Annotated in this window: 27 protein-coding genes; 15 read left to right on the top strand and 12 right to left on the bottom strand. The window is 42.6% G+C overall.

The annotated features are described in order from the left end of the window. The first annotated feature begins 23 nt into the window (after window positions 1-23). Entirely contained in the window at window positions 24-914 is an 891-nt protein-coding gene (locus tag AC3WTP_RS00540; protein ID WP_492392627.1) for a GNAT family N-acetyltransferase, read from the top strand. A 269-nt stretch (window positions 915-1,183) separates the two neighbouring features. Here the strand turns inward: AC3WTP_RS00540 and AC3WTP_RS00535 are convergent, their stop codons facing one another. Further along, window positions 1,184-1,336: a hypothetical protein gene (locus AC3WTP_RS00535; protein ID WP_492392626.1), complete on the bottom strand. Its 153-nt coding sequence runs from the start codon at window positions 1,334-1,336 to the stop codon at window positions 1,184-1,186. Between the two features lie 454 nt (window positions 1,337-1,790). Further along, window positions 1,791-2,804, bottom strand: a complete 1,014-nt coding sequence (locus tag AC3WTP_RS00530) for a hypothetical protein (RefSeq protein WP_492392625.1) — start codon at window positions 2,802-2,804, stop codon at window positions 1,791-1,793. Between the two features lie 372 nt (window positions 2,805-3,176). Here AC3WTP_RS00530 and AC3WTP_RS00525 point away from each other — a divergent pair, with 372 nt between their 5' ends. Further along, on the top strand, window positions 3,177-4,367 hold the full coding sequence (locus tag AC3WTP_RS00525; protein ID WP_492392624.1) for a coenzyme F420-0:L-glutamate ligase: 1,191 nt from the start codon (window positions 3,177-3,179) through the stop codon (window positions 4,365-4,367). A 106-nt stretch (window positions 4,368-4,473) separates the two neighbouring features. Here AC3WTP_RS00525 and AC3WTP_RS00520 read toward each other — a convergent pair whose 3' ends face one another. Beyond that, window positions 4,474-4,779: an alpha/beta-type small acid-soluble spore protein gene (locus AC3WTP_RS00520; RefSeq protein WP_492392623.1), complete on the bottom strand. Its 306-nt coding sequence runs from the start codon at window positions 4,777-4,779 to the stop codon at window positions 4,474-4,476. Window positions 4,780-4,887: 108 nt separating this feature from the next. On the opposite strand from AC3WTP_RS00520, the gene AC3WTP_RS00515 reads away from it, so the two are divergent. The 10 genes from AC3WTP_RS00515 to AC3WTP_RS00470 all read left to right on the top strand — a co-directional run bounded on the left by AC3WTP_RS00515 (window position 4,888) and on the right by AC3WTP_RS00470 (window position 11,702). Then, window positions 4,888-5,073 carry a hypothetical protein gene (locus tag AC3WTP_RS00515; protein ID WP_492392622.1) on the top strand — a complete coding sequence of 62 codons (186 nt, stop codon included), beginning with the start codon at window positions 4,888-4,890 and terminating at the stop codon, window positions 5,071-5,073. 20 nt (window positions 5,074-5,093) lie between these two features. Continuing rightward, entirely contained in the window at window positions 5,094-5,240 is a 147-nt protein-coding gene (locus AC3WTP_RS00510; protein ID WP_492392621.1) for a DUF4181 domain-containing protein, read from the top strand. 178 nt (window positions 5,241-5,418) lie between these two features. Further along, a complete protein-coding gene (locus AC3WTP_RS00505; protein ID WP_492392620.1) occupies window positions 5,419-5,889 on the top strand; it encodes a 2-thiouracil desulfurase family protein in 471 nt (156 codons plus the stop codon). A gap of 155 nt (window positions 5,890-6,044) precedes the next feature. Beyond that, a complete protein-coding gene (locus tag AC3WTP_RS00500; protein ID WP_492392619.1) occupies window positions 6,045-6,446 on the top strand; it encodes a DUF3888 domain-containing protein in 402 nt (133 codons plus the stop codon). 379 nt (window positions 6,447-6,825) lie between these two features. Continuing rightward, entirely contained in the window at window positions 6,826-7,674 is an 849-nt protein-coding gene (locus AC3WTP_RS00495; protein ID WP_492392618.1) for a GNAT family N-acetyltransferase, read from the top strand. Between the two features lie 157 nt (window positions 7,675-7,831). Continuing rightward, on the top strand, window positions 7,832-8,371 hold the full coding sequence (locus AC3WTP_RS00490; RefSeq protein ID WP_492392617.1) for a DUF6886 family protein: 540 nt from the start codon (window positions 7,832-7,834) through the stop codon (window positions 8,369-8,371). Window positions 8,372-8,502: 131 nt separating this feature from the next. Then, window positions 8,503-9,009 carry a hypothetical protein gene (locus AC3WTP_RS00485; protein WP_492392616.1) on the top strand — a complete coding sequence of 169 codons (507 nt, stop codon included), beginning with the start codon at window positions 8,503-8,505 and terminating at the stop codon, window positions 9,007-9,009. A 189-nt stretch (window positions 9,010-9,198) separates the two neighbouring features. Further along, a complete protein-coding gene (locus AC3WTP_RS00480; protein ID WP_492392615.1) occupies window positions 9,199-9,954 on the top strand; it encodes a creatininase family protein in 756 nt (251 codons plus the stop codon). Between the two features lie 85 nt (window positions 9,955-10,039). Beyond that, window positions 10,040-11,017 carry a phosphotransferase family protein gene (locus AC3WTP_RS00475; RefSeq protein WP_492392614.1) on the top strand — a complete coding sequence of 326 codons (978 nt, stop codon included), beginning with the start codon at window positions 10,040-10,042 and terminating at the stop codon, window positions 11,015-11,017. 295 nt (window positions 11,018-11,312) lie between these two features. Beyond that, window positions 11,313-11,702 carry an iron chaperone gene (locus AC3WTP_RS00470; RefSeq protein WP_492392613.1) on the top strand — a complete coding sequence of 130 codons (390 nt, stop codon included), beginning with the start codon at window positions 11,313-11,315 and terminating at the stop codon, window positions 11,700-11,702. A gap of 74 nt (window positions 11,703-11,776) precedes the next feature. On the opposite strand, the gene AC3WTP_RS00465 is transcribed toward AC3WTP_RS00470, so the two are convergent. Continuing rightward, on the bottom strand, window positions 11,777-13,252 hold the full coding sequence (locus tag AC3WTP_RS00465; RefSeq protein ID WP_492392612.1) for a protein adenylyltransferase SelO: 1,476 nt from the start codon (window positions 13,250-13,252) through the stop codon (window positions 11,777-11,779). A gap of 222 nt (window positions 13,253-13,474) precedes the next feature. Between AC3WTP_RS00465 and AC3WTP_RS00460 the strand changes: the two genes are divergently transcribed. Further along, window positions 13,475-14,839 (top strand): TrkH family potassium uptake protein, encoded by a 1,365-nt coding sequence (locus AC3WTP_RS00460; protein WP_492392611.1) that lies wholly within the window; start codon window positions 13,475-13,477, stop codon window positions 14,837-14,839. Between the two features lie 63 nt (window positions 14,840-14,902). Here AC3WTP_RS00460 and AC3WTP_RS00455 read toward each other — a convergent pair whose 3' ends face one another. Beyond that, on the bottom strand, window positions 14,903-15,691 hold the full coding sequence (locus AC3WTP_RS00455; RefSeq protein WP_492392610.1) for a class I SAM-dependent methyltransferase: 789 nt from the start codon (window positions 15,689-15,691) through the stop codon (window positions 14,903-14,905). A 55-nt stretch (window positions 15,692-15,746) separates the two neighbouring features. After that, on the bottom strand, window positions 15,747-16,709 hold the full coding sequence (locus AC3WTP_RS00450; RefSeq protein WP_492392609.1) for a phosphotransferase: 963 nt from the start codon (window positions 16,707-16,709) through the stop codon (window positions 15,747-15,749). A 256-nt stretch (window positions 16,710-16,965) separates the two neighbouring features. Between AC3WTP_RS00450 and AC3WTP_RS00445 the strand changes: the two genes are divergently transcribed. Further along, window positions 16,966-17,913, top strand: coding sequence for a helix-turn-helix transcriptional regulator (locus AC3WTP_RS00445; protein ID WP_492392608.1), 948 nt, complete (start codon window positions 16,966-16,968; stop codon window positions 17,911-17,913). Between the two features lie 67 nt (window positions 17,914-17,980). Continuing rightward, window positions 17,981-18,520 carry a DinB family protein gene (locus AC3WTP_RS00440; RefSeq protein WP_492392607.1) on the top strand — a complete coding sequence of 180 codons (540 nt, stop codon included), beginning with the start codon at window positions 17,981-17,983 and terminating at the stop codon, window positions 18,518-18,520. Window positions 18,521-18,602: 82 nt separating this feature from the next. On the opposite strand, the gene AC3WTP_RS00435 is transcribed toward AC3WTP_RS00440, so the two are convergent. The 6 genes from AC3WTP_RS00435 to AC3WTP_RS00410 form a co-directional block, all read right to left on the bottom strand. After that, window positions 18,603-18,983, bottom strand: coding sequence for a VOC family protein (locus AC3WTP_RS00435; RefSeq protein WP_492392606.1), 381 nt, complete (start codon window positions 18,981-18,983; stop codon window positions 18,603-18,605). Between the two features lie 33 nt (window positions 18,984-19,016). Beyond that, window positions 19,017-19,532, bottom strand: a complete 516-nt coding sequence (locus AC3WTP_RS00430) for an SRPBCC domain-containing protein (protein WP_492392605.1) — start codon at window positions 19,530-19,532, stop codon at window positions 19,017-19,019. Between the two features lie 12 nt (window positions 19,533-19,544). After that, window positions 19,545-19,907, bottom strand: coding sequence for an ArsR/SmtB family transcription factor (locus tag AC3WTP_RS00425; protein ID WP_492392948.1), 363 nt, complete (start codon window positions 19,905-19,907; stop codon window positions 19,545-19,547). Between the two features lie 145 nt (window positions 19,908-20,052). Next, the gene (locus tag AC3WTP_RS00420; protein ID WP_492392604.1) at window positions 20,053-20,844 is read right to left on the bottom strand and encodes a class I SAM-dependent methyltransferase; all 792 of its coding nucleotides are present in this window, start codon (window positions 20,842-20,844) and stop codon (window positions 20,053-20,055) included. A gap of 82 nt (window positions 20,845-20,926) precedes the next feature. After that, a complete protein-coding gene (locus AC3WTP_RS00415; RefSeq protein ID WP_492392603.1) occupies window positions 20,927-21,727 on the bottom strand; it encodes a MurR/RpiR family transcriptional regulator in 801 nt (266 codons plus the stop codon). 218 nt (window positions 21,728-21,945) lie between these two features. After that, window positions 21,946-23,892 (bottom strand): FAD-dependent oxidoreductase, encoded by a 1,947-nt coding sequence (locus AC3WTP_RS00410; RefSeq protein WP_492392602.1) that lies wholly within the window; start codon window positions 23,890-23,892, stop codon window positions 21,946-21,948. Window positions 23,893-24,065 lie beyond the last annotated feature (173 nt).

Below are 24,065 nucleotides of genomic sequence, written 5' to 3'. Positions count from 1 at the left end.
TCATTACGAAGGTGAGGTATTCTATGAGATACAACATCTCAGGCCATGAATATGATTATACGATAAAGGTTAGAGATAACGAGCAGGTTAGAGCAAGCTTTAACCAACTTGCGGAAGAAACATTTGGTCTCCAATTTGAATCATGGTATCAGAATGGATATTGGGGCGACAGCTACATCTCACACGCATTATTGGACGGAGATACTGTGGTGTCTAACATTTCGGTTAATGTGATCGATACGGCATGGAACGGCCAGAAGAAGAGGTATGTTCAGCTTGGAACGGTTATGACTGCTGCTTCGCATCGTCAACAAGGACTAAGTAGTTGGCTGATGAATAAGGTCTTAAGCGAATGGAGCGACAAGTGTGACGCTATCTATCTATTTGCCAATGACAGTGTCCTTGATTACTATCCTAGATTCGGGTTTGAACGAGCCACGGAGTATCAGTACACCATGAAGATCCATCACCAAGAAGCTGCAGTAAGAAAACTCGATATGTCAGCGGCAGAGGATGTTAGCATATTGCTTAACACCTATAAGCTCTCCAATCCTTATTCTGCACTGCCCATGGAGAATAGCGTTGGTTTGCTTATGTTTTACTGCTCTCAATATATGAGGGAACACATCTATTATGTTGAACCGTATGAAGCCGTAGTAGTGGCTGAGCATGATGGTGAACGTATGATTTGTTATGATATTTTCTCAAAGGAAAATGGCCGGCTAGAAGATCTTCTTCGTGCAATAGCTTCAGGTCATACGAAGACAGCCGTTCTTGGCTTTACGCCAAAGCAGGCTTCAAACCTCAATGTTGAAGAATGGCATGAAGAAGGGACAACCCTTTTCCTATTAAGAGGCAAAGAGAATCTGTTTAATAGCAATAAGCTCATGTTTCCACTGCTATCTCATGCATAGAAGTAGAACAGGCCTTTATTCATATACGGAGGGATGATTGAGGATTATCCAATTGCGAATACAAAACAAAACTTCCCTTAAATATATAGCTATAATTATTATGTTTCTTAGCATTCTCCTCAGGATATTCAAGCAGGCGGACACTCATCCCCGCACGATTCAGGTTCCTGAAGACTGGAGCAGCGTGCTGTCTGAATAAAGGGCGCTCTTGTTCCATCATCAGATCCATTATGCTGCCCCATGCTCCACGATCTGATCAAACAATTCTTCTACTTGTTCGACTTTCTTTGATCCAACGGCCTAATCACCTCCGAAAAGAACGGATGTTTCAGTCGATTCTCCTTCGTCGTTCGGACAATCCCAATCTTCGCGAGCTCTCTCTCCACAGCTTCCTTGCTGTTTCCAATCCATTTCATTTTCAAAAAACATTCCTCCAGCTATCCCTTTGTTACAATTATAGGAAGGATACACTGTTTATAGACCTATGCTTTAAGGTGAATGCTTCATTATCCCTAAATGTGAACGTTTCGTGAACATAAAAAATAGGGCTCGTTAGAGCCCTATTACCTACTTGATTCATCTATTTATTTGGTACGAATAATTAGCTCGCGGCGCGTTCCTCCAACAAATGAAAAAGAACCTCTTTGTTCTCTAGGCACGGATGTGGGTACGATTCCGATAGACGCCAACATTTTCTCTATTTCTTTTTTGGAGTTCTCTTGTTTTTTCTTAGGGGTCATCAGAATCACCCTTTCACAGAATCCATATATTTCATATATTGTTTTCTCTCCTCATTATAGTCGATCATGTCAATTTGTGTCTACCACCCTCTATCCCGAATCCCCCCTCTTCCATCCTATGTCTAGTAAATTTACACTATGCCGGACTCTGCCTACTGGACAACATACCCACGATCTTTTCGCTTATCTCCTTCTCTATTCTAGCGATTTCCTCATCATAACTTCGAACTTCCAGGATCGAAGCATCGAATATCACCAAGTACAGATAATTCAGTCCCTGATCGTCTTTAAGTACGCGTCCCATATAGAGCCGATCCTTCTTTTCGCCAGCCTTTTTATACATAAAGGTAAACAACCGTGTTTCAAGTAATATCGATCGCAATATCCCTGTGCGCTTTATGCTATCCAGCTTAATATGATCTTCTGGATCAATAATGGTACTGAAGTCATAGCTCTCACCGAACTCTTCTTCAAGCAGTCTAACGCCTAAGTCTAAATAAGCATACGATATCGCATCTTCTTCACTAAACTGATGATCTCTTCCGGCAAGCAGCATCCCTTGTTCGATAATAAAGAGTGTCATGGGTACTCTATGATCAACATCTAACGCCCTCTTTGCTTTTCTGAATTGAGCTAACAGATTGGCGTCGAGTTCATAATAGGCCTGTCCCATTGCATTGAGATTTACTTGGTCACATACTTCTCCGAATTCATATTCTACCTTAATCTTCACCTTATTGCGGATATGCTTCTCTTCAAATTGAAAGAGCTGTATCCCTTGGATATTACGATGGCGCTTCAAGAATGTAGCAAAATAATTGCGAAGCAGGTCTTTCTGACGGTAGCGGTAATACTCCCGATTCAGTAAGGTGGCTTGCAGCAATTCATCCTCTAAAGCTTTTTTCGCCTCTTCGGTTTCTGCTCGATACTTGTCCAAGGCAAGTCTAATAAAGAATGAAGCCACGAGCCACACTCCGATTGCAACCAGAGTAATAAAATAGATTGGGATCTTGAATTCATAGAAGATCTCCAGCTTTTCCGCTAGTATTCCTGGAGAAGGTCCATAGTTATTATATAAACCGAGTGAAGCGAGAACTACAAAGACAATAGCCGGGATCAGATATACAAATACAATTTCCCACTTCTTCAAACCCTCTCACCTCGATCTGCTTTCTAATTCCTAAGCGTATGTACCCCATTTATCTGAAACCACTTTTAGTTATTCGTCCATTTTCCATAATCCTCCTTCTTTTTATTCTGATATACTAGGTCAGCGAAAATGGGTTTAAGGCGCTTCTCGAATATAGAAACAATGAATATCATAGATTAAGGAGTGTCGTGACAAGCCATGGATATTCTGATTAGGCGTATTGATGTTACGGTTCCCCACGCTGGAATATTAAGGTTGTATTATTGTTGTTTATATCTAATATCAACTAGATTAATTTTACTTATGTCACTAATTCGATGTATAGTACAGATAGATAAGATGGACATTATGCTGTGATAAGGAGCGATTGCATTGGAGAGAGTAGTTGGAACGGTTGTTAGAGGTCTTCGTTGCCCGATCATCAACCAAGGGGACAATATAGAAGAAATCGTAGTGGACAGTGTGTTAAAAGCTGCAGAAGTTGAGGGCTTTCAACTTAATGACAAAGATATTGTTACGGTCACCGAATCAATCGTTGCTCGTGCTCAAGGAAATTATGCAACGATCGACCATATTGCAAAGGATGTTCAATCCAAATTCGGAGATGAGACGATTGGCGTCATATTCCCGATCTTAAGCCGCAATCGCTTTGCGATCTGTCTGCGCGGTATTGCTAAAGGAGCTAAGAAGATCGTTCTCATGCTCAGCTACCCATCGGATGAAGTGGGCAACCACTTGGTAAGCATCGACATGCTTGATGAAAAAGGCGTAAATCCTTGGACAGATGTGTTAACAGAAGCGCAATTCCGCAATTATTTCGGGCATAACAAGCATACGTTTACGGGTGTCGACTATATTGACTACTATAAATCCTTGATCGAAGAATACGGCGTTGAATGTGAAGTCATCTTCTCGAACAACCCTAAAACAATCTTAGATTATACTAAAAATGTACTCACTTGCGATATTCACACTAGATTCAGAACGAAGAGAATATTAAAAGCAAACGGCGGCGAAAAAATCTATAGCCTCGATAACATACTATCTGAGTCTGTTGACGGCAGCGGATGCAACGAAGCTTATGGTCTGTTGGGATCTAATAAATCAACAGAAAATACCGTTAAGCTGTTCCCACGCAATTGCCAGCCAATCGTGGATAAGATTCAGCATAGCCTTCAAGAAAAGACAGGTAAACTCGTCGAAGTCATGATCTACGGAGATGGAGCATTTAAAGATCCAGTAGGTCACATATGGGAGCTTGCGGATCCAGTTGTATCCCCGGCTTATACTTCAGGTCTGGATGGAACACCGAATGAGATCAAGCTGAAATATCTTGCGGACAACAATTTTGCGGAGCTAAGAGGCGCAGAGCTTCAACAAGCGATTACCCAATATATTGATAACAAGAAGTCGGACCTCGTAGGATCGATGGAATCCCAAGGGACTACACCGAGAAGACTTACGGACCTGATTGGCTCTCTATCCGATCTGACTTCTGGAAGCGGAGATAAAGGTACACCGATTATTTATATCCAAGGCTATTTTGATAACTATACCAAATAATTGTATAAATGAAAATATTTAAAATGGAGCTGTCTAATAAGTCATAATAATTGACTGATGGACAGCTCTTATTTTGCTATCAGAGATATGAACGCTGGACTGATGGTTATAGACGGTTTCCTTTATCCGTCTGATCTGGATTGGACAGCTGCTCTTGAGCTAGGCGAATCATCTCACGCACCATCGTGCCGCCGATCTTGCCACCGATCTGCCCCGCCGATTCCGTGGTCAGTTCGCCGTTACCTTCTGGCTGCAGCGGTATGTTCAGTTCTTTCGCCACTTCGAATCTCACATCATCCGGTCGATTAGGGTTAACGGCGTAGCCTTCTTTTCTCATCACATCTGCCTTAAATGCCTGCACCGCCTGCTCAACCCCAGGCACCGCGTATTTTCGATTTCTTCTCCTAGCCAACTGGTTCGCCCCCTCATTATCATTTTCATTAGCATGCCCCTTGAAGGAGCAATTATAAAGGAATTAATCCGTTAGACTGATATTGAACTGTATTCTTAGGGGGATTTAATGGTGGCTACAATTGCAATTGGATTTATATCTATAATCCTCGCTCTTTCTGATTTGATTTTAAGAAAATGGATTGCTGGTACTAAAAAAGTGGAACTTCCTGATGAGGGTAAAAAAGTTGAAAAATGGGGTAAGATAATACTTGCAACCATTGGTATTATTACTGTAATTATTTTTTGGATCTAGATGTCTTAGATGCCGATGCTATGAAGTGGTTTTGGATGGTAGTTATAATAACAGCAGTGGGATTTCAGTCATTTATTGATTGGAAATATCTAAAGGGTTCGAAACTATATATTGTTTCACTTATTAATCTAATCCTAGGCGTAATTTTAGTTTATTTCCTTCTCTAATTGGTCGTATATTCTTTAAATATCGTGTTTGACTTAATGGATATCTTGAAGAACTGTACTGAAGATAACGGGAAACGAGTTCAATAACAAAAGGGCTGTCGAGTGGCAGCCCTTTATTCCGCTACAAGGAATTTAGTAAAATAAAGAAATAAGGTAAACTAAGTTTGAGGTGATATAAATGATATTAGTGAGCTCTTGTTTAGCAGGCCTAGAGGTAAGATATAACGGTACGCATTGTTTAGATAAAACGATACGCCAGCTGGTAGAAGAAAACCAAGCAATATCTGTATGCCCGGAATTGCTCGGGGGATTTCTAACTCCAAGAGAGCCGGCTGAGATCGTTGGAGGTAATGGGGCAGATGTCCTTGATGGTAGGGCAAAAGTGGTCGAAAAATCGGGAAGAGACGTTACAGAACAGTATATAAAAGGAGCATATGCTACTCTAAGAAAAGCTCAAGAGGTCGATGCAACACTAGTTATTCTTAAGGAGTTTAGCCCCTCTTGCGGAAGTTCGATGATTTATAATGGTGAATTTATAGGTAAGAAAATTGTCGGAAACGGAGTGACAACTGCTCTACTTAAACGAAACGGAATTCAAGTCGTTTCAGAAGAGAGACTCACTGATTTTCTTGATGGCAACTTTAAATAGCTAACGGGAATAAGGACGGAGCAGTATGCCGCGGCAGCTGCTCCATTTTTTTTGTTCAACTAACGGGCAGTCTACGTTAATGGATCTTCATTTTACTTAGTTGCATGCATAAACCCAACTCACTTAACGGAAATTACTTCAATGGGGTGATTTTAGTGAATGTTAAAAGTTATATCGGGTTACTGCTAACAGTCATCATTTTCTCCGTGCTTATACAGCCAGTTTATGCTAAACCACGCGAAGAACCATTGGAGCGACTTGTACTTACTTTGTTAGCTCCAAATATACAGAAACAGATTAATCGATATTATGAAGATAAACTAACTGTGTCTCCTACATTTTCACCATTTCTAGGTGGGACTGAACTAAACGTTAAATATCATCCTTCGCATATTGATGTTAATGTTACAGTGATTCCGTATGTGGGACCTCATTTAGATGTAGGGATGGACTCGATGAAGTTTCGTGTAGATAATACAGGGGCTGTAATGGTTCTAGAATATAAACACATTAGGGACTATGAGTTGCTTCCAAACTGGCAACACATTCTTCGTTGAACTAAACGGGGAACGATAGTTCAAAAACTACTCAAAGCAAAGGCTGCCAGCTCGATTGGCAGCCTTTTTCAGCTAACGGGCAATTTACGTTAATGAAAAAATAAAACCGGCACAATTATGTACCGGTTAACCAATAATGCCTAAAAAGATGATCCCTAAAAAAGACATGGATACATAATAGTCTATAAAAAAATTAAGCATAAGTCTATTACTTTCTCTGTATAAATTGTATGTTATATAAGCGACCGCGGCGCAAAAATCAAGATTTAAGTTGTAATTGCTATCAGTATCTTAATGTGTTGGATGTAAGCCTATGCGAAATATAGATAACAAATATAATTTTACAATGCCTCATTAAAAACGGAGGAATCAAAGACTGATGAATACAACAGATATCCGGTACGAACACTTCAGCGAAAAAGATTATAATGCCGCAAGAGAATTATTAAGCTATGACGCCAATGCGGGTGAAAACATCCTTCGGGTGCTCGCTGCAGAGCCACAATTATTTATTACCGCGTTCATTGAGGATAAGCTTGTTGCAATCGCCCAAGTGAACGAGCCTGCATCTCAGTCCTACTTAACTGTGTTTGTCGCTCCTCAGTTTCGCAAACAAGGAATCGGTTCTGCAATGGTAAAGTATGCTGAAACCCAATTGAGGGCGGGCGGAACCCAAAAAGTCAGGAGTTCCTTTCGTGCCGGTCATCAATCATCTCTCGCGTTTGCGCGCAAGCTCGGCTATGACCAATACTTTTCATCGGCTTTAATGCAGCTAACTGGCGATCCTTTTCCCCTGGAGGAGCTTCCGGTGAGACTATATACGGACGAAGACTATCTTGCCAGTCAGTCGCTGTATGCTACAGCATTTCATGAAATGCGCGTCCGTGTCGGGTGCTTTCCCGATTCTGTGATTGCCGAGCCCAGTGAAAAAGAACGAAGAGCATGGTTAGAGGATGCAGAAAACCGTTTTGTCTACGAAATAAATGGGGAAATCGTCGCTTATAGCCACCTTTCTGGTAATGAACTCAGTAGTATTTCCGTCCGTACAGACTTTCAAGGGCATGGGATCGGAAGAAAGTTTGCGATGTATCTATGTAACGAGATCTATCAGCGTGGCAGTACAAGCGTCGATCTTTGGTGTGTTGTCGGGAATTATGCCAGAAATCTGTATGACAGCCTTGGCTTTAAAGAAAAGTATATTATGCAATTTATGCGGAAAACGCTGTAATTCTTGTCATTTCAGACAGCGCGGCGAACCGAAACGTCTGTTGAATAGCAAGGGAGCAGATTACTACGGAAGCTGCTCCCTATTTTCATTGAAGTAACGGGCAGGTTAGTTTAATGAGTAAATAGAATATAACGGTATATGAAAGGGGAGAAATTACATGCTATATCACTTTAGTGAGGATGATAGTATTAAATTATTTGTTCCCAAAGAAAAACAAAATCGCCCCGATTTTCCTGCAGTAGTTTGGGCTATTGACGAGGAACATGAGTTTACATACTATTTTCCCAGGGATTGCCCGCGTATTGTATTGAGAAGAGACGAAATGACAACGGATCAACAAATGCAACTTTTCTTTAATAACACGACTGCCAATATTATAGTTACAGTAGAAAGCGATTGGTATACACGGATATCAAAGCAGACCATGTTTAGATATAGCTTTGAGGATGAAAATTTTGAACTCTTTGATAAGACAGCTGGTTATTATATCTCTCATCAAGTAGTTGAACCCAAGACAGTACAAGTATATGGAGATCTAATAGAGAGATTAATTCAAAAAGGAATTGAAATAAGATTCACAACAAATTTATATCCGCTTAGAGAAGCGATACTAGCTTCCGATTTCAAAGGGTTTGGCATACATAGATTTAATAATGCAAAAAACAATATTTCATTAAGCTCCCTCGATATGATTTAATTTCCTCACGCAAGCTAACGGAGAACGATAGTACAACATCAGGCTGCCACTACAACGGCAGCCTGTTCAGCTAACTGGCAGTATACTTCAATGGGAAATTGAATGAATATTGATAAAAAGGAACGGTGTTTATGGGCAACCAACTACTTGAGTTTACACGCATTTCTATATTTAGAATGTGCGAGCATTACCTTCCAAAATTGAAAATAGCTTTGGATAGCGTAGATAAAGATGTTCTTTGGAAACATGAGAAAGATACGCTTAATTCAATTGGGGGCATAGTGTTACACATAGGACAGCATATTCAACGACATGTCATCAGATATACAAATAGCGGGAAAGTCGAGGGCGGAATAGAAAATTACTTCCCTGATGAAGTCGCTACTTCTGCAACAGACTTAATTCAATTTATTACTGATCGTTTTAATTCATGGAGAGAAGTCATGTTTGATTATACAGAAGGGAATAAGGATGAGCAGAACCTCGATATGTTTGATATTTATCATTTAGTCGAACACACGGGTTATCATTTAGGACAAATAATCGACCGAGTACAAAGACTAACGAACAGGAGTTTCCAGTTTGTTCAAAATGGAATCAATGAAAAAAGTTTAAAAGACCTTATTTATAGAGATTAACATTACGCTAACGGAACACGATAGCTTAATGAGAACAGGCTGCCGGCTAATCGGCAGCCTATTCAGCCAATGGGAAGATTAGTTTAATACACAATCGAATAGGATAGGTTTGTTTAAAGGTGTTTTCTACCACCTCAAAGATGGTACAATTTGGGTTATTTTAGAAATTGATTTTTTAGGGGTGTTCATATGCTTAGCTTTAGAAACACGACAAGTGAAATCTCAAGTAGCGGAATGGATACAGCGATTATATCTGTTGGGGCAACGGAACAATTTGGACCCTACTTGCCCATGCATTTAGATACTCTTATCGCTGAGTTATATGCAATCGCATATGGAACAGAATTGAACGCATACGTATTACCTACCATACCCTTTAATACCTCTGAAGAGCATGCCAATTTCATGGGGACAGTTACCGTAAGCCCCAACATCTTAACAGCAATGTTAGAGGATATTATTTGTAACTTAACTAGACAAGGATTTAGAAAATTCTTGGTCTGCACGGGACATGGTGGGTCTTACTGGGAAGGTGCATTTGTTAAACATATTAATTACAAATACCCAGAAATTATAGTCATCACTGCAAATCATAATAGTCATGTTGCATGGGAAGAAGCAGTTAAGGCAGCAGGCTTAGAAGGGCTGAACGAAATGCACGGCGGTCTGTTGTCCGTTTGCACGGCAATGTGGCTTTGTCCAGAATTGGTAAAACCTCAGTCGATGGGTTCAGACATCCCTTCAGAGAACCGCCTTTATGCAGATTACCTAGGATGGGATAAGTTAACAATAGATGGCTGTTGGGGGAAGTTCGAAGAAGGGGTCTACTCAAAAGAGGATTTAGCTGAGAAAGGTAAGACTTTTTGGAATGCCCTTATTCAAAAGAGAACTGAAGGCCTTAAACAAATCCTTGAAGATGGCTACCGTCGAAAAACTCAAGCATGATTCAGCTATTGAGGAAAGATAGTTCATTAACGCAAATCGTTGTCAAACTAGTAAGGGTTAGAAATCGTGTAGGAGGCGACCTGTGGTGAAAGCTTCAGCAAGATTGTTCGATTTTCAAGCGCTCAACGAAGACATGGTAAAAAGGCTGTTCGCCGCTTTCGACCCCAAGGCAGGCATTACCCAAGTGTCGCCCTTGACGAAAGGCATGAGCACCAGCAATTATGCCTTACGGACAGACAGTGGTAGCAAGTATGTATTAAGGATTTATCCCGCTAACAACGACCATAGCCGGACTGAAGTGACGGCTTACCAGTATGCGAAAGCAAGGATTCGTACCCCTGAAATTTTCTTCTTCGATGACAGCAAACAGATTGTCCCCTTTTCTTACTTAATCATGGCGTTTATTGAAGGCTCAACGCTAGGGGATTTTATTGCAGGGAACGAGGGATGTCCAGACCATGTTGTGCATCGAATCGGCAGTGCGCTTGCCTTGCTGCATCAAACGGAATATCCGCATATGGCGCTGTTAGACAAGCATTTGCAGATCGCGGAACATCTTGAATCCTTCGAGAGCCAATATTACTCGCTGCTAAACGGCCATGCAGGGACCCACATTCAACCTTCAACGAAAGTGAAGTGTTTGCAATTCCTAACGAATCACGCCGCATTGGTAGAGAAGATTGCGGACAAGCATGTGTTCTCGCATGGCGATTTCAATTTCTCCAATATTATGATTACGCCTTCATTGGAGCCTTGTTTCATCGATTATGAGTACTGTTTTGCTGCTCCTGTCTTTTATGACATCGGCAAATTTTTCAGGACAAGGACGCAAGTTGAGTGCTATATCGACGCAGACACCGTTGCCGCCTTCCAGGAAGGCTACAACCGAAAGGCGAGAGAACCCTTGCCCGAGGAGTGGTACGCGCTTTCCAAGCTTGCTGATATATCCACCATGCTCCACCTCATCAACAAACCGCAAATTCCTGACGGATGGGGAGCGGCCATAGACTGCGAGATAGAGAAAAATTTGGAACTGATACTGGCCGGGAAAGCCGGCAACTAATAGTGCCGTTACATATAAATGAAATGGAATCTCGGATAAGTAAGACAAACATGAATCATTGATCTAACGAGGAACGTTAGTTAAATAATTCAGCGTCAGTCTAGGGCTTTTTAACTGTCCAAGGCTGCCGCTGTTTCTATATTGGAGTCAGTCTAATACATGATTTTGACTAGACAACGGGGACGGCAAGGCAGGCCTCCGAAGGGAGCTTTGACGCTTAAGAAGATGTCGAGTATGATCGGAATAAAGATTGATACACTAGGACTATGAATAAGGTTTATGAAAGGAAGCATCCATGGAACGGAATAATATCACATATGCGTCAATTGATGATTACATTTCGCAATTTCCATCCGAGGTTCAGGAAATACTTGAAACGTTACGAAAAGTGATCAAAGAGTCGGCACCAGGCGCTCAGGAAAAGATCAGTTATCAAATGCCTACATTCGTGCTCCATGGGAATCTGGTGCACTTTGCAGCCCATAAGCATCATATCGGATTCTATCCCGCTCCAAGTGGTATTGATGCATTTAAAGCTGAATTATCTGAATATAAAGGGGCAAAGGGATCCGTACAATTTCCTATAGATAAGCCGCTTCCTTATGCTTTAATAAGCAGGATCGTTCAGTATAGAGTCGCTGAGAATATGGAGAAGGCAGAAAAGAAATTAAAAAAGAAGAACTGAGCGACGATTCTATTTCTCCATGCAAAAAAAGAACGAGAGCTGCTCGCAGTTCCCGTTCTTCCGTATGCCCTGCATCAAGTACCGCAAAAGGTTCGGTAAGGTTTGCACGATGGCTCAGGCAGCGTGGAATATTCCACTTGTTCAGGTGAGTGCGCGTAGGGACGCGCAAGAACATCCAGAAGCCGCTCCATCACGCTGTAGTCCCCTCGTTCCACAGCCGCTTCCAGCGCTTCTTCCACCCGATGGTTGCGCGGGATTACCGCGGGATTGCTGTTTCGCATCAGCTCGTGCGAGGCGTCTCTAGATTCCTGCTGCCTGCCTAGTCTCGCCTGCCACTGCTCATGCCACTGCGCATATTCCGCCTTGCCATGCAGGACGGTGTCCTCAAGTCTATCAAACGTCAGCGCCCGGAACGTATTGGTGAAGTCCGCACGATACTTCTGCATCATGGTAAGAAGATCCTCAATAAGGGATTCATCCTGTGGTTCCTCATGGAATAACCCTAGTTTAGCACTCATTCCCGTGAGCCAGTGACGGTTATACAGCTCAGCAAACTCGGAGATCGCATCCTCGGCCATCTTGATAGCTTGCTCCTCGTTGTCATGCAGCAGGGGCAGCAGCGTCTCCGCATATCTCGCGAGATTCCAAGCAGCAATAGGCGGTTGATTGCCATAGGCATAGCGGCCTTGAACGTCAATGGAACTGAACACCGTTGCCTCATCATAGGCATCCATGAATGCACAAGGGCCATAATCGATAGTTTCTCCGCTAAGGGCCATATTATCGGTATTCATCACCCCGTGAATAAAACCAACAAGCTGCCACTTGGCAATCAGCTCGGCTTGACGCTTGGTCACTTCCCGCAGGAGAGCAAGATAGCGGTTCTCACCAAGATCAGCCTCTGGAAAATGTCTCTGCAGCGTGTAATCAGCCAGAGCTCGGAGATCCTCGACAGTACCCCATTTTGCTGCATATTGAAAGGTTCCAACGCGCAGATGACTGGCGGCTACACGAGTCAGAACCGCACCAGGAAGCTCCGTTTCGCGGAAGACGGGTTCACCCGTCCATATAACCGCTAGGCTTCGGGTAGTCGCAATACCAAGCGCATGCATGGCTTCGCTCATGATGTACTCACGCAGCATCGGTCCAAGCGCCGCTCGACCATCTCCCCGGCGGGAGTATGGCGTTACCCCTGGGCCCTTAAGCTGAATATCATACCGTTCGCCTCTAGGCGTGATCTGCTCACCAAGCAGCAGAGCCCGGCCATCGCCTAACATGGTAAAATGCCCGAACTGATGCCCCGCATAAGCTTGCGCAAGCGGTGAAGCCCCGTCTGGAATCTGGTTGCCGGCAAATATCGCTGTGCCCTCAGTACTGTGCAGCGCTTGAGCGTTCAACCCTAGGGATGCTGCCAAGGGTTCATTCAGCTTAACTAGCTTCGGTGCCCGTACTGGTGTTGGGTTAAGCCTAGTATAAAATGATTCCGGCAGATGGGCATAACTGTTGTCGAAGTTCCATCCCATATCTGTTATCGCGTTCTTCTCTGTCATCGTATCTCCTTATTTCGAACAGGAATTATGATTGTATGGACACAGACTAGCTCCATTATGATTTCCTTCTTCCTATTTATTATACTAAATACCTATTAGTGAATCCCCTCTCTTTACAAGCAAGAATGCAAAGGGTATGATATACACCGATTGAATCAACTCGGATATGAAGGGTTGACGAGACATCTTGTTATTTACAATAAATTGGAGGATAGCTTATCCATGTTCAGTAAAGTGCGCGCCTGGCTGGAGAAACGGTCACCCGCTCAGGTTATAACCGGCTATTATTTACTGGCTGTAACCATATCTATTCTGTTATTGAGTTTCCCAGCCGTGCATAAGCCTGGAGTTGAAGTAGACTTTTTTGATACCGTCTTTACAGCCGTCAGCGCGGTAAGTGACACAGGTTTAGGTGTTATTAATATTTCAGATACCTATAATGAATTAGGATATTTTGCGATTATACTTATACTGCAATTCGGGGGTATAGGTATTATGGCGATGAGTACATTTTTCTGGCTGCTGGTGGGCCGAAAGATCGGATTGCGTGAACGCCGCCTGATCATGGTTGACAACAATCAGTTTCAATTATCAGGACTGGTTCATCTCGTTAAGGAAATCCTCAAGATTATTCTAGTAACAGAGCTTGTAGGAGCAGTCATATTGGGACTTCATTATTTGAACTATTTCCCGACTTGGCAGGAAGCATTTATGCAAGGCTTATTCGCATCTGTTAGTGCGACAACGAACGCCGGGATGGATATAACCGGGAATTCCCTCATCCCTTTTGCGCACGATTATTTCGTGCAGTTAGTCACCATCTTTCTAATCATATTTGGCACGATCGGGTTCCCTGTCTTAATTGAAGTAAAGCAATTTTTATTCCGGAAAAAGAACGAGCTTGAACAGCCTTTCCGCTTCTCATTATTTACGAAGCTAACGACGCTTACATATGGAATTCTCCTTGTTGTGGGGACAATTCTTATTTTGCTGCTTGAATATGAACATTTCTTCAAGGGTTTATCGTGGCATGAAAGCTTCTTCTACGCCTTCTTCCAAGCGGCAACGACAAGAAGCGCCGGGCTTACAACATTAGATATTAATCAGTTCTCAGAATCGACGCTCTTGGTTATGAGTGTGTTCATGTTTATTGGCGGATCTCCTAACTCTGTAGGCGGGGGCATTCGGACAACGACATTGGCTCTAAATATGTTATTTTTATATCACTTTGCAAGAGGAAACCGTGAGATCAAAGTCTTTAACCGAGAGCTTCATCCGGATGATGTCATGAAATCACTGGCCATTACGCTGCTAGCTATTGTCATGTGTATGATGTCGGTTATCGCTATAAGCATTTCGGATTCACACCAACAGCTTATTGCTATAATTCTTGAAGTCTGCTCTGCCTTCGGAACGGTAGGCTTGTCTACTGGAATTACCCCGGAGCTCAGCAATTTTGCGCAATGTATTCTCATGGTGTTGATGTTCATAGGCAGAATCGGTTTAACTTCGTTCTTGTTTATCATCGGCGGCAAGAAAACGAAAACCAATATCCACTACCCCGTAGAGAGAGTAATTTCGGGTTAATCAAATAAATTGAGTCAAATGGCAAAACCACTCCTGACAAATGGAGTGGTTTCTTTGTTAGCATTACTTTTGCGCTGCTATTGTAAATGTTTTAGGTATCCCTTTATCGAACACCTCGGAAGAAAGATTGGGGAGTTCCTCCAACGTTTTAATCATTAAACCTTCACTCGCAATTGCTGTAACAATTTCACCAAGTGTCCAATTACGTAGATAAACCTTTTGCGCAGCTTTATTGATATGTTCAGGATCTGAATACTTAGAATGGGAAACATCTTTTTCAACAAGTGATGTATCAAAATAGTCGCCTGCAACCTTATGCTTCCGAATGTTTGCTGTTGTTCCCTTGGAGATGATTAGCTTAGTAGATACAGGGTGAAAATCTTGCAATATCAACATTCCGCCATCGTTAAGAAGGCTATGCACCACATGAAATAAAGGGCACAAGTCAGTGAAGTAATGAAGGATGCCAAACTCCATAAATACAAGGTCGTATTGATTAGCTAATTCATATGATGGTAAGTTCAGTACATCGGAAACGATGTATCTTATTTCAACACCTGCTTGATTCGCTAATTCCATGGCATAACGCTCATTTTCAGAAGAGAAATCAACAACCGTTACATCTGCTCCCAACAGTGCTAACGCTACTGCTTTATTTCCGTTTGAGCCAAGTAGATTGATTATTCTCTTACCTTCCAAATCTTCACCCATATATTTGAAAGCCGTTCCTATTCTCTTTTTGGGATCTTGCTTTATTTTCGCAATAGCTTCCTTTGGCGTTCCAAACCGATTAACCCAAGACTCGTAAGTGCCATTGTTCCATGCTTTATTATTTTGTTGTGTAGATTCCACCTGATGATCCTCCATATTCTTCGCCTACGGCGACTAGGGGTTTGATTCGTAAAAACTAGATTAGAGACGATAAGTCTATTTTTCTGAAATACTCCATCTTACTATCTATAAATCCATTATCGAAGTCAGCTTCTCCCAGCAGTTCTGTTTCCTCAAAACATAGACCGAAGAGCCAAAGCTGTCTAAGCACAACGAATATGGGCACTGCTTGAATATCGTGCTCACTGATATCTCTGATGCCTCTGTATCCCTCTAAAAATGCTTGCCATAACGCTACCACTTCATCTGGATTATGTCCACTATGAATTTCCCTTGCTAACCTGAACTCCGCAATATCATACGCTCTCCAGCCATAACCACATATATCGAAGTCATAATGAGTCAGTTTCCCCTCATCAGTAAAGGCGACATTCGTATTGCCATGCAAATCCCCGTGGCATAATCCCCATTCTAGCCCTTCTATCAGATGATTCATGATATGCCCTTTTAATCGCATCGCAAGGTCATGGAGATAATCATAATCCTCTTGACGATGTTCCATATGTAGTCGGATTCTATGAAGTGGCTTCTCTATCAGATGTTCGAGATCAAGTTGACCTCTTGCGTGGTCACTAGTAAAGTGATCCGCAGCTTTATGCAGCTGTGCAACTGAGCTTCCAAACAAATAACTATCTTCTACGTTATGAATCGGCTTCTCCTGTCCTTCGGCATAACTAAACATAACCCCGTATTTAATACCCTCAGGAACCATAAAATCGCTAATATAAGTCCCATCGATCCTAGCGATCGGAACCGAAACACTTACGCCATTGTCATGGAGATGATTCAGCAGATCTAATTCAAATGCAATTTCTGAATCATTTCTTCTGTCCGCACGGTATACTCGGAAAATGTATTTTCCCTGATTGGTCACTAGTATATACGTATCGTTCATTCCCCTAAGGAAATAACGGTAACTAATAGGTTCGCCAACGTCATAATGGTCTTTGATATATGCTAAGATCGCTTCCTTCGACAAGAGTGAATAGGCTACTGGAAACAAGCTCAATCCCTGCTTTCATCGTTAGTATCATATGAGAGTTATACCATATATTTTATGGGTTTGCTTTAGATTAATTAAGTATAAACATATATTGCATTTTACTTTAAGGGGAAATAAAACACGTTTTGCCTATTCTGATGCTTATAGAGTACGATGATATTACTTTAATCCTAAACCTTCAGCGTGAGCTTTTTTCATTTTATAAGGAAGGATGCATTGGGGAGGTACAGTATTGAACAAAACGGACCGTTTACTGGCTATCGTTCTGGAGCTTCAGCGCAAAAAGCTGGTGCGGGCTGAGGACCTGGCCGCCACATTTGAGACGAGTATCCGTACCATATACCGCGATATTCAAGCTCTAAGCGAGGCCGGAGTACCTGTGGTCGGTGCCCCGGGGCAAGGATATTCGTTGATGGAGGGGTACTTTCTCCCGCCAATCCGATTTACGCCGGAAGAGGCTGTGACGCTGCTTATCGGAACGGATTTTATAGAACAAAGATTTGACGTGGACTACGGCATGAGGGCATTGTCTTCCCGCAACAAGATTGAGGCCATTCTGCCAGACAATGTCCGCCAGGAAGCGTTAAGAATACGCCAAACCATGCGGTTGATCTCTCCCGGTAAAGAAACCGTACCAGGAAGAGAGAAGCATTATTTGGAGACGATCCGCTGCGCGATCCTTCAAAGGCGAAAGCTGAATTTTCATTATTTGAAAAACGTTCCCGACGATAACGGCAGAAGGCATAGCATACGAACTGCAGCTCCGTATGGATTAGTGTTTGTTCAAGGCACATGGACATTAATCGCATGGTGTGAACTGCGGGGTGAAATCCGCAACTTCCGCTTATCGCGCATGACAGGCCTTACGGTGCTGGAAGAAAGCTTCGAGGTGGCTTCGAATTTTAACTTAGAGGATTATAGGCCCAGGGATGACCGTCACCTGATCGTTCGGATTCTGGTTAATCCTGATATTGCGGACAAGGTAATAGAATCGAACAACTATTATATGGAGGCAGCAGAGGAGCGTGAAGATGGCCTGCATGTGATTCTGCGCGTGCGCCGGGTCGAGGAATTACTGCATTGGGTGCTCAGTTGGGGATCGGGGGTCGTTGTGCTCGAGCCTGAATACTTCCGTGACTGCATCCGTCATGAAGTGGAAAAGTTGTTAAAACGCTACTGACATGACGTTGTCAGTAGCGTTTTTGTATGATTCATGTAAACGACGATAAAGGAGCTGTTGAAACGATATGAACACAACGGAAGCTTTACAGCAATTTCAAGAAACGGTGGCTCACTATCTTCATGAATTGGATGGCTTCAGTCTAGATCAGTTGAGGTTCCAAACGACAGATGGCGAGTGGTCGATCGGGCAGATGTACCAGCATTTGATTCAATCGGCGCTGTACATGCATCTCCACAATATTGAGAAATGCCTGGCGCAAAGCAGCGATTCTGCAACTATCTCAACGGGGAAAACCGATGAGGGCGCAGCCGTATTTGAACAAGGGAGCTTTCCGCCTATACGCATTCACGTTCCGCCATCACCTCAATATACACCCGTGCAGCCCGAAACCAAGGAGCAGCTGATCCACGGATTAACCAAGGTGGTCCAGCGAATGGAGGAAATCGAACCAACACTTGAGAAAGCATCTGTCCAAAGTACAATCCCTCATCCGAGATTCGGGGGTCTTCATGCTAAGGAATGGTTCTTGCTTATTGAAATGCATTACCGTCATCATCTGAGGCAGCTGGAGCGTTTGAAACAGCTTATAGGAGTGGAGTGTTGATTATAAACGCCATACACGTGGGTAATTAATCGAAGAACTTTTAAGGCCATCCTGCAAAGGATGGCCTTTTCCTAGTCATTAATCATTTACTTTTTTCCATTACAGCAAAGTAATTTTCTTCATGGTCTGCAAAGTTAAATACTCTGCCGGAAGGCAAGTTTACAATTTCTCCGACCTTTACGTTTTTACTGGATAAGTCGCCATGTAATTGGTCAAGATTATCCGTAAAAAACATTAAGGAAGGTGTGCCGAAATTTAATTCAGGGCTCATCTTAGCAACGAATTCTTTATTATGAAGAACGATGCTTGTTTCTGCACCCTTAGGAGCAATTTCAATCCATCTAAATCCTTCACCATTATTCTCTTCTGCAATGACATGAAATCCGGCTTTTTCCGTCCAGAAATCCACTGCCTCATCTTGGTTATTTACATACAACATAATTTGACCGACTTTACTAATCATTGATTATTTACACTCCTTTGTATAAGCAAGAATCTACTTCAGCGAATCCACCAACTCATTCAGGCGATCCCAAGTTTCAGTAATTCCTTGCAACATGCCCATGTCCATAACAGTCTTGATGGCCTCCGCTGATACATATTCGGAACGGCTGACAAGCTTCGTTTTGCCGCCTAGATCGATGAATTCTATCGTGGTCTCGGTCGACGGCATGCTCTCGTTCGAATTGCCTTCGGCATCCGAGAAATAATCGGTGTAAACGATCTTCTCCGGTTCGACAATTTCCTTATAAACGCCTTTGCCCCAAGATTCCATGCCATAAAATTGACCTAGGTTCTGATCAACACACTTCATGCAATAGTGCCAAACGCCACCCGGCCGGAAATCGACGTTGCAAACTGGAAGTTCAAAGCCTCTAGGTCCCCACCAACGCTTCAGATGCTCAGGCTCTTTATACATCTTGAACACGAGATCGCGCGGCGCGTCGAACACGCGCTCCAGCACCAGCACCCGATCGTTCTCTACCCACGAAACCATTGCATTGTTAGGCATTGTAATTCCTCCTCATTCATTTGAATGATCTTGTGATTTCTCCTTGTTTTGCAGTTCCCGCAAGTAGCCTTCCAGATTGTCGAATCTGTCTTCCATGACGCGATTGAAAGACTTCACCCAAGAATCTAGAGCTTGGAACGGCTCGGCCCGGAGCTTATAAATCCGGCGGTTGGCTTCGGCCTTCACTTCCAATATCCCGCTGTCGCTGAGCACCTTCAAATGCTTCGAGGCTTGGGGCTGGCGAAGCCCCAGTCGATCGGCGATTTCCCCCACAGTCATGGGACCTTCGCGCAAAAGTTCGACGATATTCATGCGATTCGGTTCGGCCAAAGCGCTCAGCGTCATCATGTCCATGCCCGGATTGTTCCACGACATGTCGCTTTCACCTCGTTCATGATGTCCCATTAAGCAATTATCCCCTTAGTAACCATTATATCCTGTTGTTGATTTAAATATACGTGATAAGGAATATTCATGTCAATGAATATTTAAAAGTTAAAAGCACCACCAGATGAAAACTTTACAACTTTCTAAAACGGAATATTACAGCAGGCGGGAGCTCGTACCAATCAAATCGGTTGTTGCTATGCTCATCCATTTTAAAACTGGGTTCTTCCCATCCATCAAGCACAAAATGTGAACTTAAAAACAAGTTCATATAGTACGATAAAGGTCTATGAAATATGAGATGCGGAACTGGTTGACCTTTTATGGCTATCGTTTCAAATGACTCAGAAGCTAAATAGGTTGAAATCTGCACACTATTTCTTGTTACAATCTCCCCATTAATAACTTCCGTTTCATGTATCTTTCTTGTGTTAGGTGCTTGGAAGCACGGGTGAGGGATTGAGAATACAAACACGCCATTTTTCTTTAACAATTGCTGTAAGGCTCTCGATAAATTAGTAATATCGGCAATATCCATTAAAGCCATATTAGCTACCGCTCCATCGTATCTTTCCGTTCCAAGTTCAATTAATGAATCATAGTTTGTGGCATCAATCACTTGATATTCAATTCGATCCACATACGCTGTGGACCTTAGCTTCGCTCTTTCAATCATGTTGGGACTATAATCAAAGGCAACCACCTTTGCACCTAAATCAGCTAATCTACGTGAGAAATTCCCATTTCCACAGGCAATATCAAGTATATTCTGACCTTCATCTACCGCTAGCAATTCTTCTGTCTTGGGTCTAACAATTTCCCGATGAAACTGATTGCTGTGTTCACCCATGTAGTCATCCCAAAACCCAGCTATCCCATCCCATCTCGTTCGAGATTCATTGGTCAACTCTTTCCACTGACTCAATATACCCACTCCCCTTTTACCGACGACGGATAAAGTTTAACCCTTATATTACCATACAGAAGAATAGCCGTCTTTAATGTATCTATGTCATGCCTATTGCTTCTATTGTCAAATTCATATTTTTTTGCTGGTATTCTAACGACATATGCGTAATAAGCGCGTTTACGACTATAAAGCTTAGAGCTAGTGAGTGATAAGGGAACTCAAACATAACATCAACATTCTGATTGGAAAATAGCGTCGATGTATTCGTAATGAGCGCCACTTTAGCTCCCCTTTGTGAGGCGTCTTGCATCATTTGTTCAATGGTAAATACCTCGTCATTCGTATAGTGGAAAAATATAGCGAAGCTATTCTCATCTAAAGATTGGACATCCTCTATTTGATACCTCGGGTCTAAGAATGCCGTTGACTCTTTACCATCCATGAGAAGGTCAATTTGCAACAGCCATACCGATTGAGGAACACTATATCCATAGAAGCCAATCCTAGCCTTTGAGTGCAGCATCTTAACGAACGAATTTATTTGTGACGAATCAAATTGGTCTAGCGAACTATCAATAGTTTGCGTAATAATATTTTTCCCACCGACTAGTTTATTCTCCATAATCGAGACTTTTTCCCTAGTTGAAAGCACATTGAGAACATATCGCTGTCTTAACCTCGATAATTCTAATCGTAATTCAGGATAACTGGAATAGTACAAATGGCGGCAAAACCTTGTGATGGTAGAAGGAGAACAATATGATTTCTCAGCTATTTCAATGAGGCTCATATCACTGATCTGATCAAATTGATAGATGAAATTCTTAGCTACGCTAAAGTAGATATCATCGTGATCATAGGTGTTGTAGAATTGCAGTAATGCTAAGATACTTTGCATCCCTTATTTCCCCTTTAACATCAATCTCATTTCTCTACATTACAGCTCTATCTCCCACAAAGTTTATACCTTCTGGCACAGAAAGGATAGTCAACTTATCACTCCATAAAAATGCACCCCCTATAGATATTCATCGGCTATTAACACCAGTGGTGTCTATCCAATGACTACGATAAGAGGGTGCTTCAAGAGACTTCTTCTGTTTGCCTTAATGGTTATTACTTTTTGGCGTATTCAGCTGCATTTTCTCCAGCTATTTTTCCAGATGTGTAGGCGAAACCGAGCGTACCGCCTTCTATTCCAATATAAGTATTGCCGTACATTCCACCTGCATCATTTCCAGCCACCCATAGTCCAGGAATAGGTTTTTCTTGGTCGTCAACCGCCTGAATGTCCTCATTGATCTTCACTCCGCCAAGCGTCCCCAGACAACGTGCAGAAGTGCTCAAAGCATAGAATGGTCCTTTCTCCACAGGATGCAGATATTCCGGATCTTTAAAGAAATCCTCATCCACGCCCTTCTTGCTAAATCCATTATAACGATCAACGGAAGCAGTAAGTGTCTGTTCATCTACACCTATTTTGCTTGCCAGCTCTGCAATGGTATCTCCCTTTACGATAACCCCGGATTCAATCGCTTCTTCTATAACTGGCGTATAATCAAAAGGAGTAACCGTAGACTTATAGTTGGTATCCGTATCAAACGGTTCATTAAACTCCATGAAGCCTTGATTCTTACCTTTAAACGAGCTGTATAAGTCAGCGTATTCAATAAGACCTTTGGTCTTTACCGTCTCAATCAACTGTTGGTCAAATAGAGCCCAGTGCGAGGCACCTGGTTGTTCGTAGATGGCCGATGACCCATATGCAAAGTCAAACACAACGTCTTCATTAATATAGCGTTCGCCATTATTATTCACCCATAACAGCGGTAAGGCAGTTAAATCCCACAGCACATACGGGTCTTCCATTTTTTCAGTCAAAGCTGGATTCGGCATATAATGGTACCACTGTGCCAGATCTGTACCATACTCAGCGGCTCCAGCATCCCAAGCCATTTTAAGTCCATCTCCTGTAGCAGAAGAGATCAATCCTGTTCCTGCTTTTTCTCCAAAATGTTCTTTCATCATTTCAGCATTGCCGCCGTATCCTCCAGTAGCGAGGATTACGGATTTAGCATGTATTTTTAATTCTCCGCCATCCGCTTTTTTGGCAATAACGCCTGTAACGTTGCCTTTGTCATCCTTCATCAATTGTTCGCCAGGCGTCTCGAACATAATCTTGCCGCCCTTGCTTTCAATCTGATTGCGTAGCTTCTCTAAGGCAACAGAGCCACCCTCCACATATCCATGAATGGTAGCTGGAGTACCGACCAACGCTTTTTGACCACTTTGCCCAGGATCCGTAAGAACTAAGTTCGCCCCATTTCCGATCAACCAATCGACAGTTTCCCCTGACTCATCCATGATTGAACGAACCAGTCTTGCATTCGCATGATAGTTACTCGTTTCCATATACTTATTAAATAGCCATTCTTTATCGACCACTTTATTCTGTTCTTTCTGCTGTGTGCTATCTACGGCAAACATCCCGCCTGCTAACGTTCCTGCACCACTAGCCACTGCTGTCTTCTCGATCAGAAGCGTATCGGCCCCTTGTTCGAGAGATGCTAATGCAGCCGCAGTACCGGCAGCTCCTGCCCCTACAACAACAACATCAACCGTCATTTCCTCTGACTTGCCTTCTTCCTTCTTAACAGCAACCGATTTGAGTGCTTCTGCATCTCCACCTGCTTGTTGCACAGCATCTGCAACTGCTTCAACAATAGCATTACTTACGACTGTCGCACCGCTTACGGCATCTACACCTAGTGATTGATGTTCCACGATATCGGCTGGAACACGCTCTGCTGCTTTTTCATAGATCCCAGGTGTTTCATTATGTTCCTTGATTTCAATGGAAGTAATGCTATCTTCCGAAAATACGACTTCAACCTTAATTGGTCCATTGTTGCCTTTGCCAGTCCCTGTATAAGTCCCCGCTTTATAACTAGCTTTCTCAGACGTTGGACTCTTTGAACTCTCTGTATTACTCGAACAACCCACAACAGAAAGAATTAAAGAAATACATAAAACCAAACTGAGTATCATTCTACATTTCTTCATTTTATTTGTTACCTCCAAGTTTGTGAATTTTGTAACAATATCACTTTAACATAGATTTCTTCAACTCCAGACGTCTGCAAAAGACGTTCACTCGGCTGATTCAGATGAGTAAAAAGATAACAAGGGACAGTTTGCGACTCTAACAAATATCACTTCCATATATATCTTCTATT

The sequence above is a fragment of the Paenibacillus sp. EB106-04-04-XG159 genome, from assembly GCF_058791835.1.
This window is presented reverse-complemented; position numbering and strand designations above follow the sequence as displayed.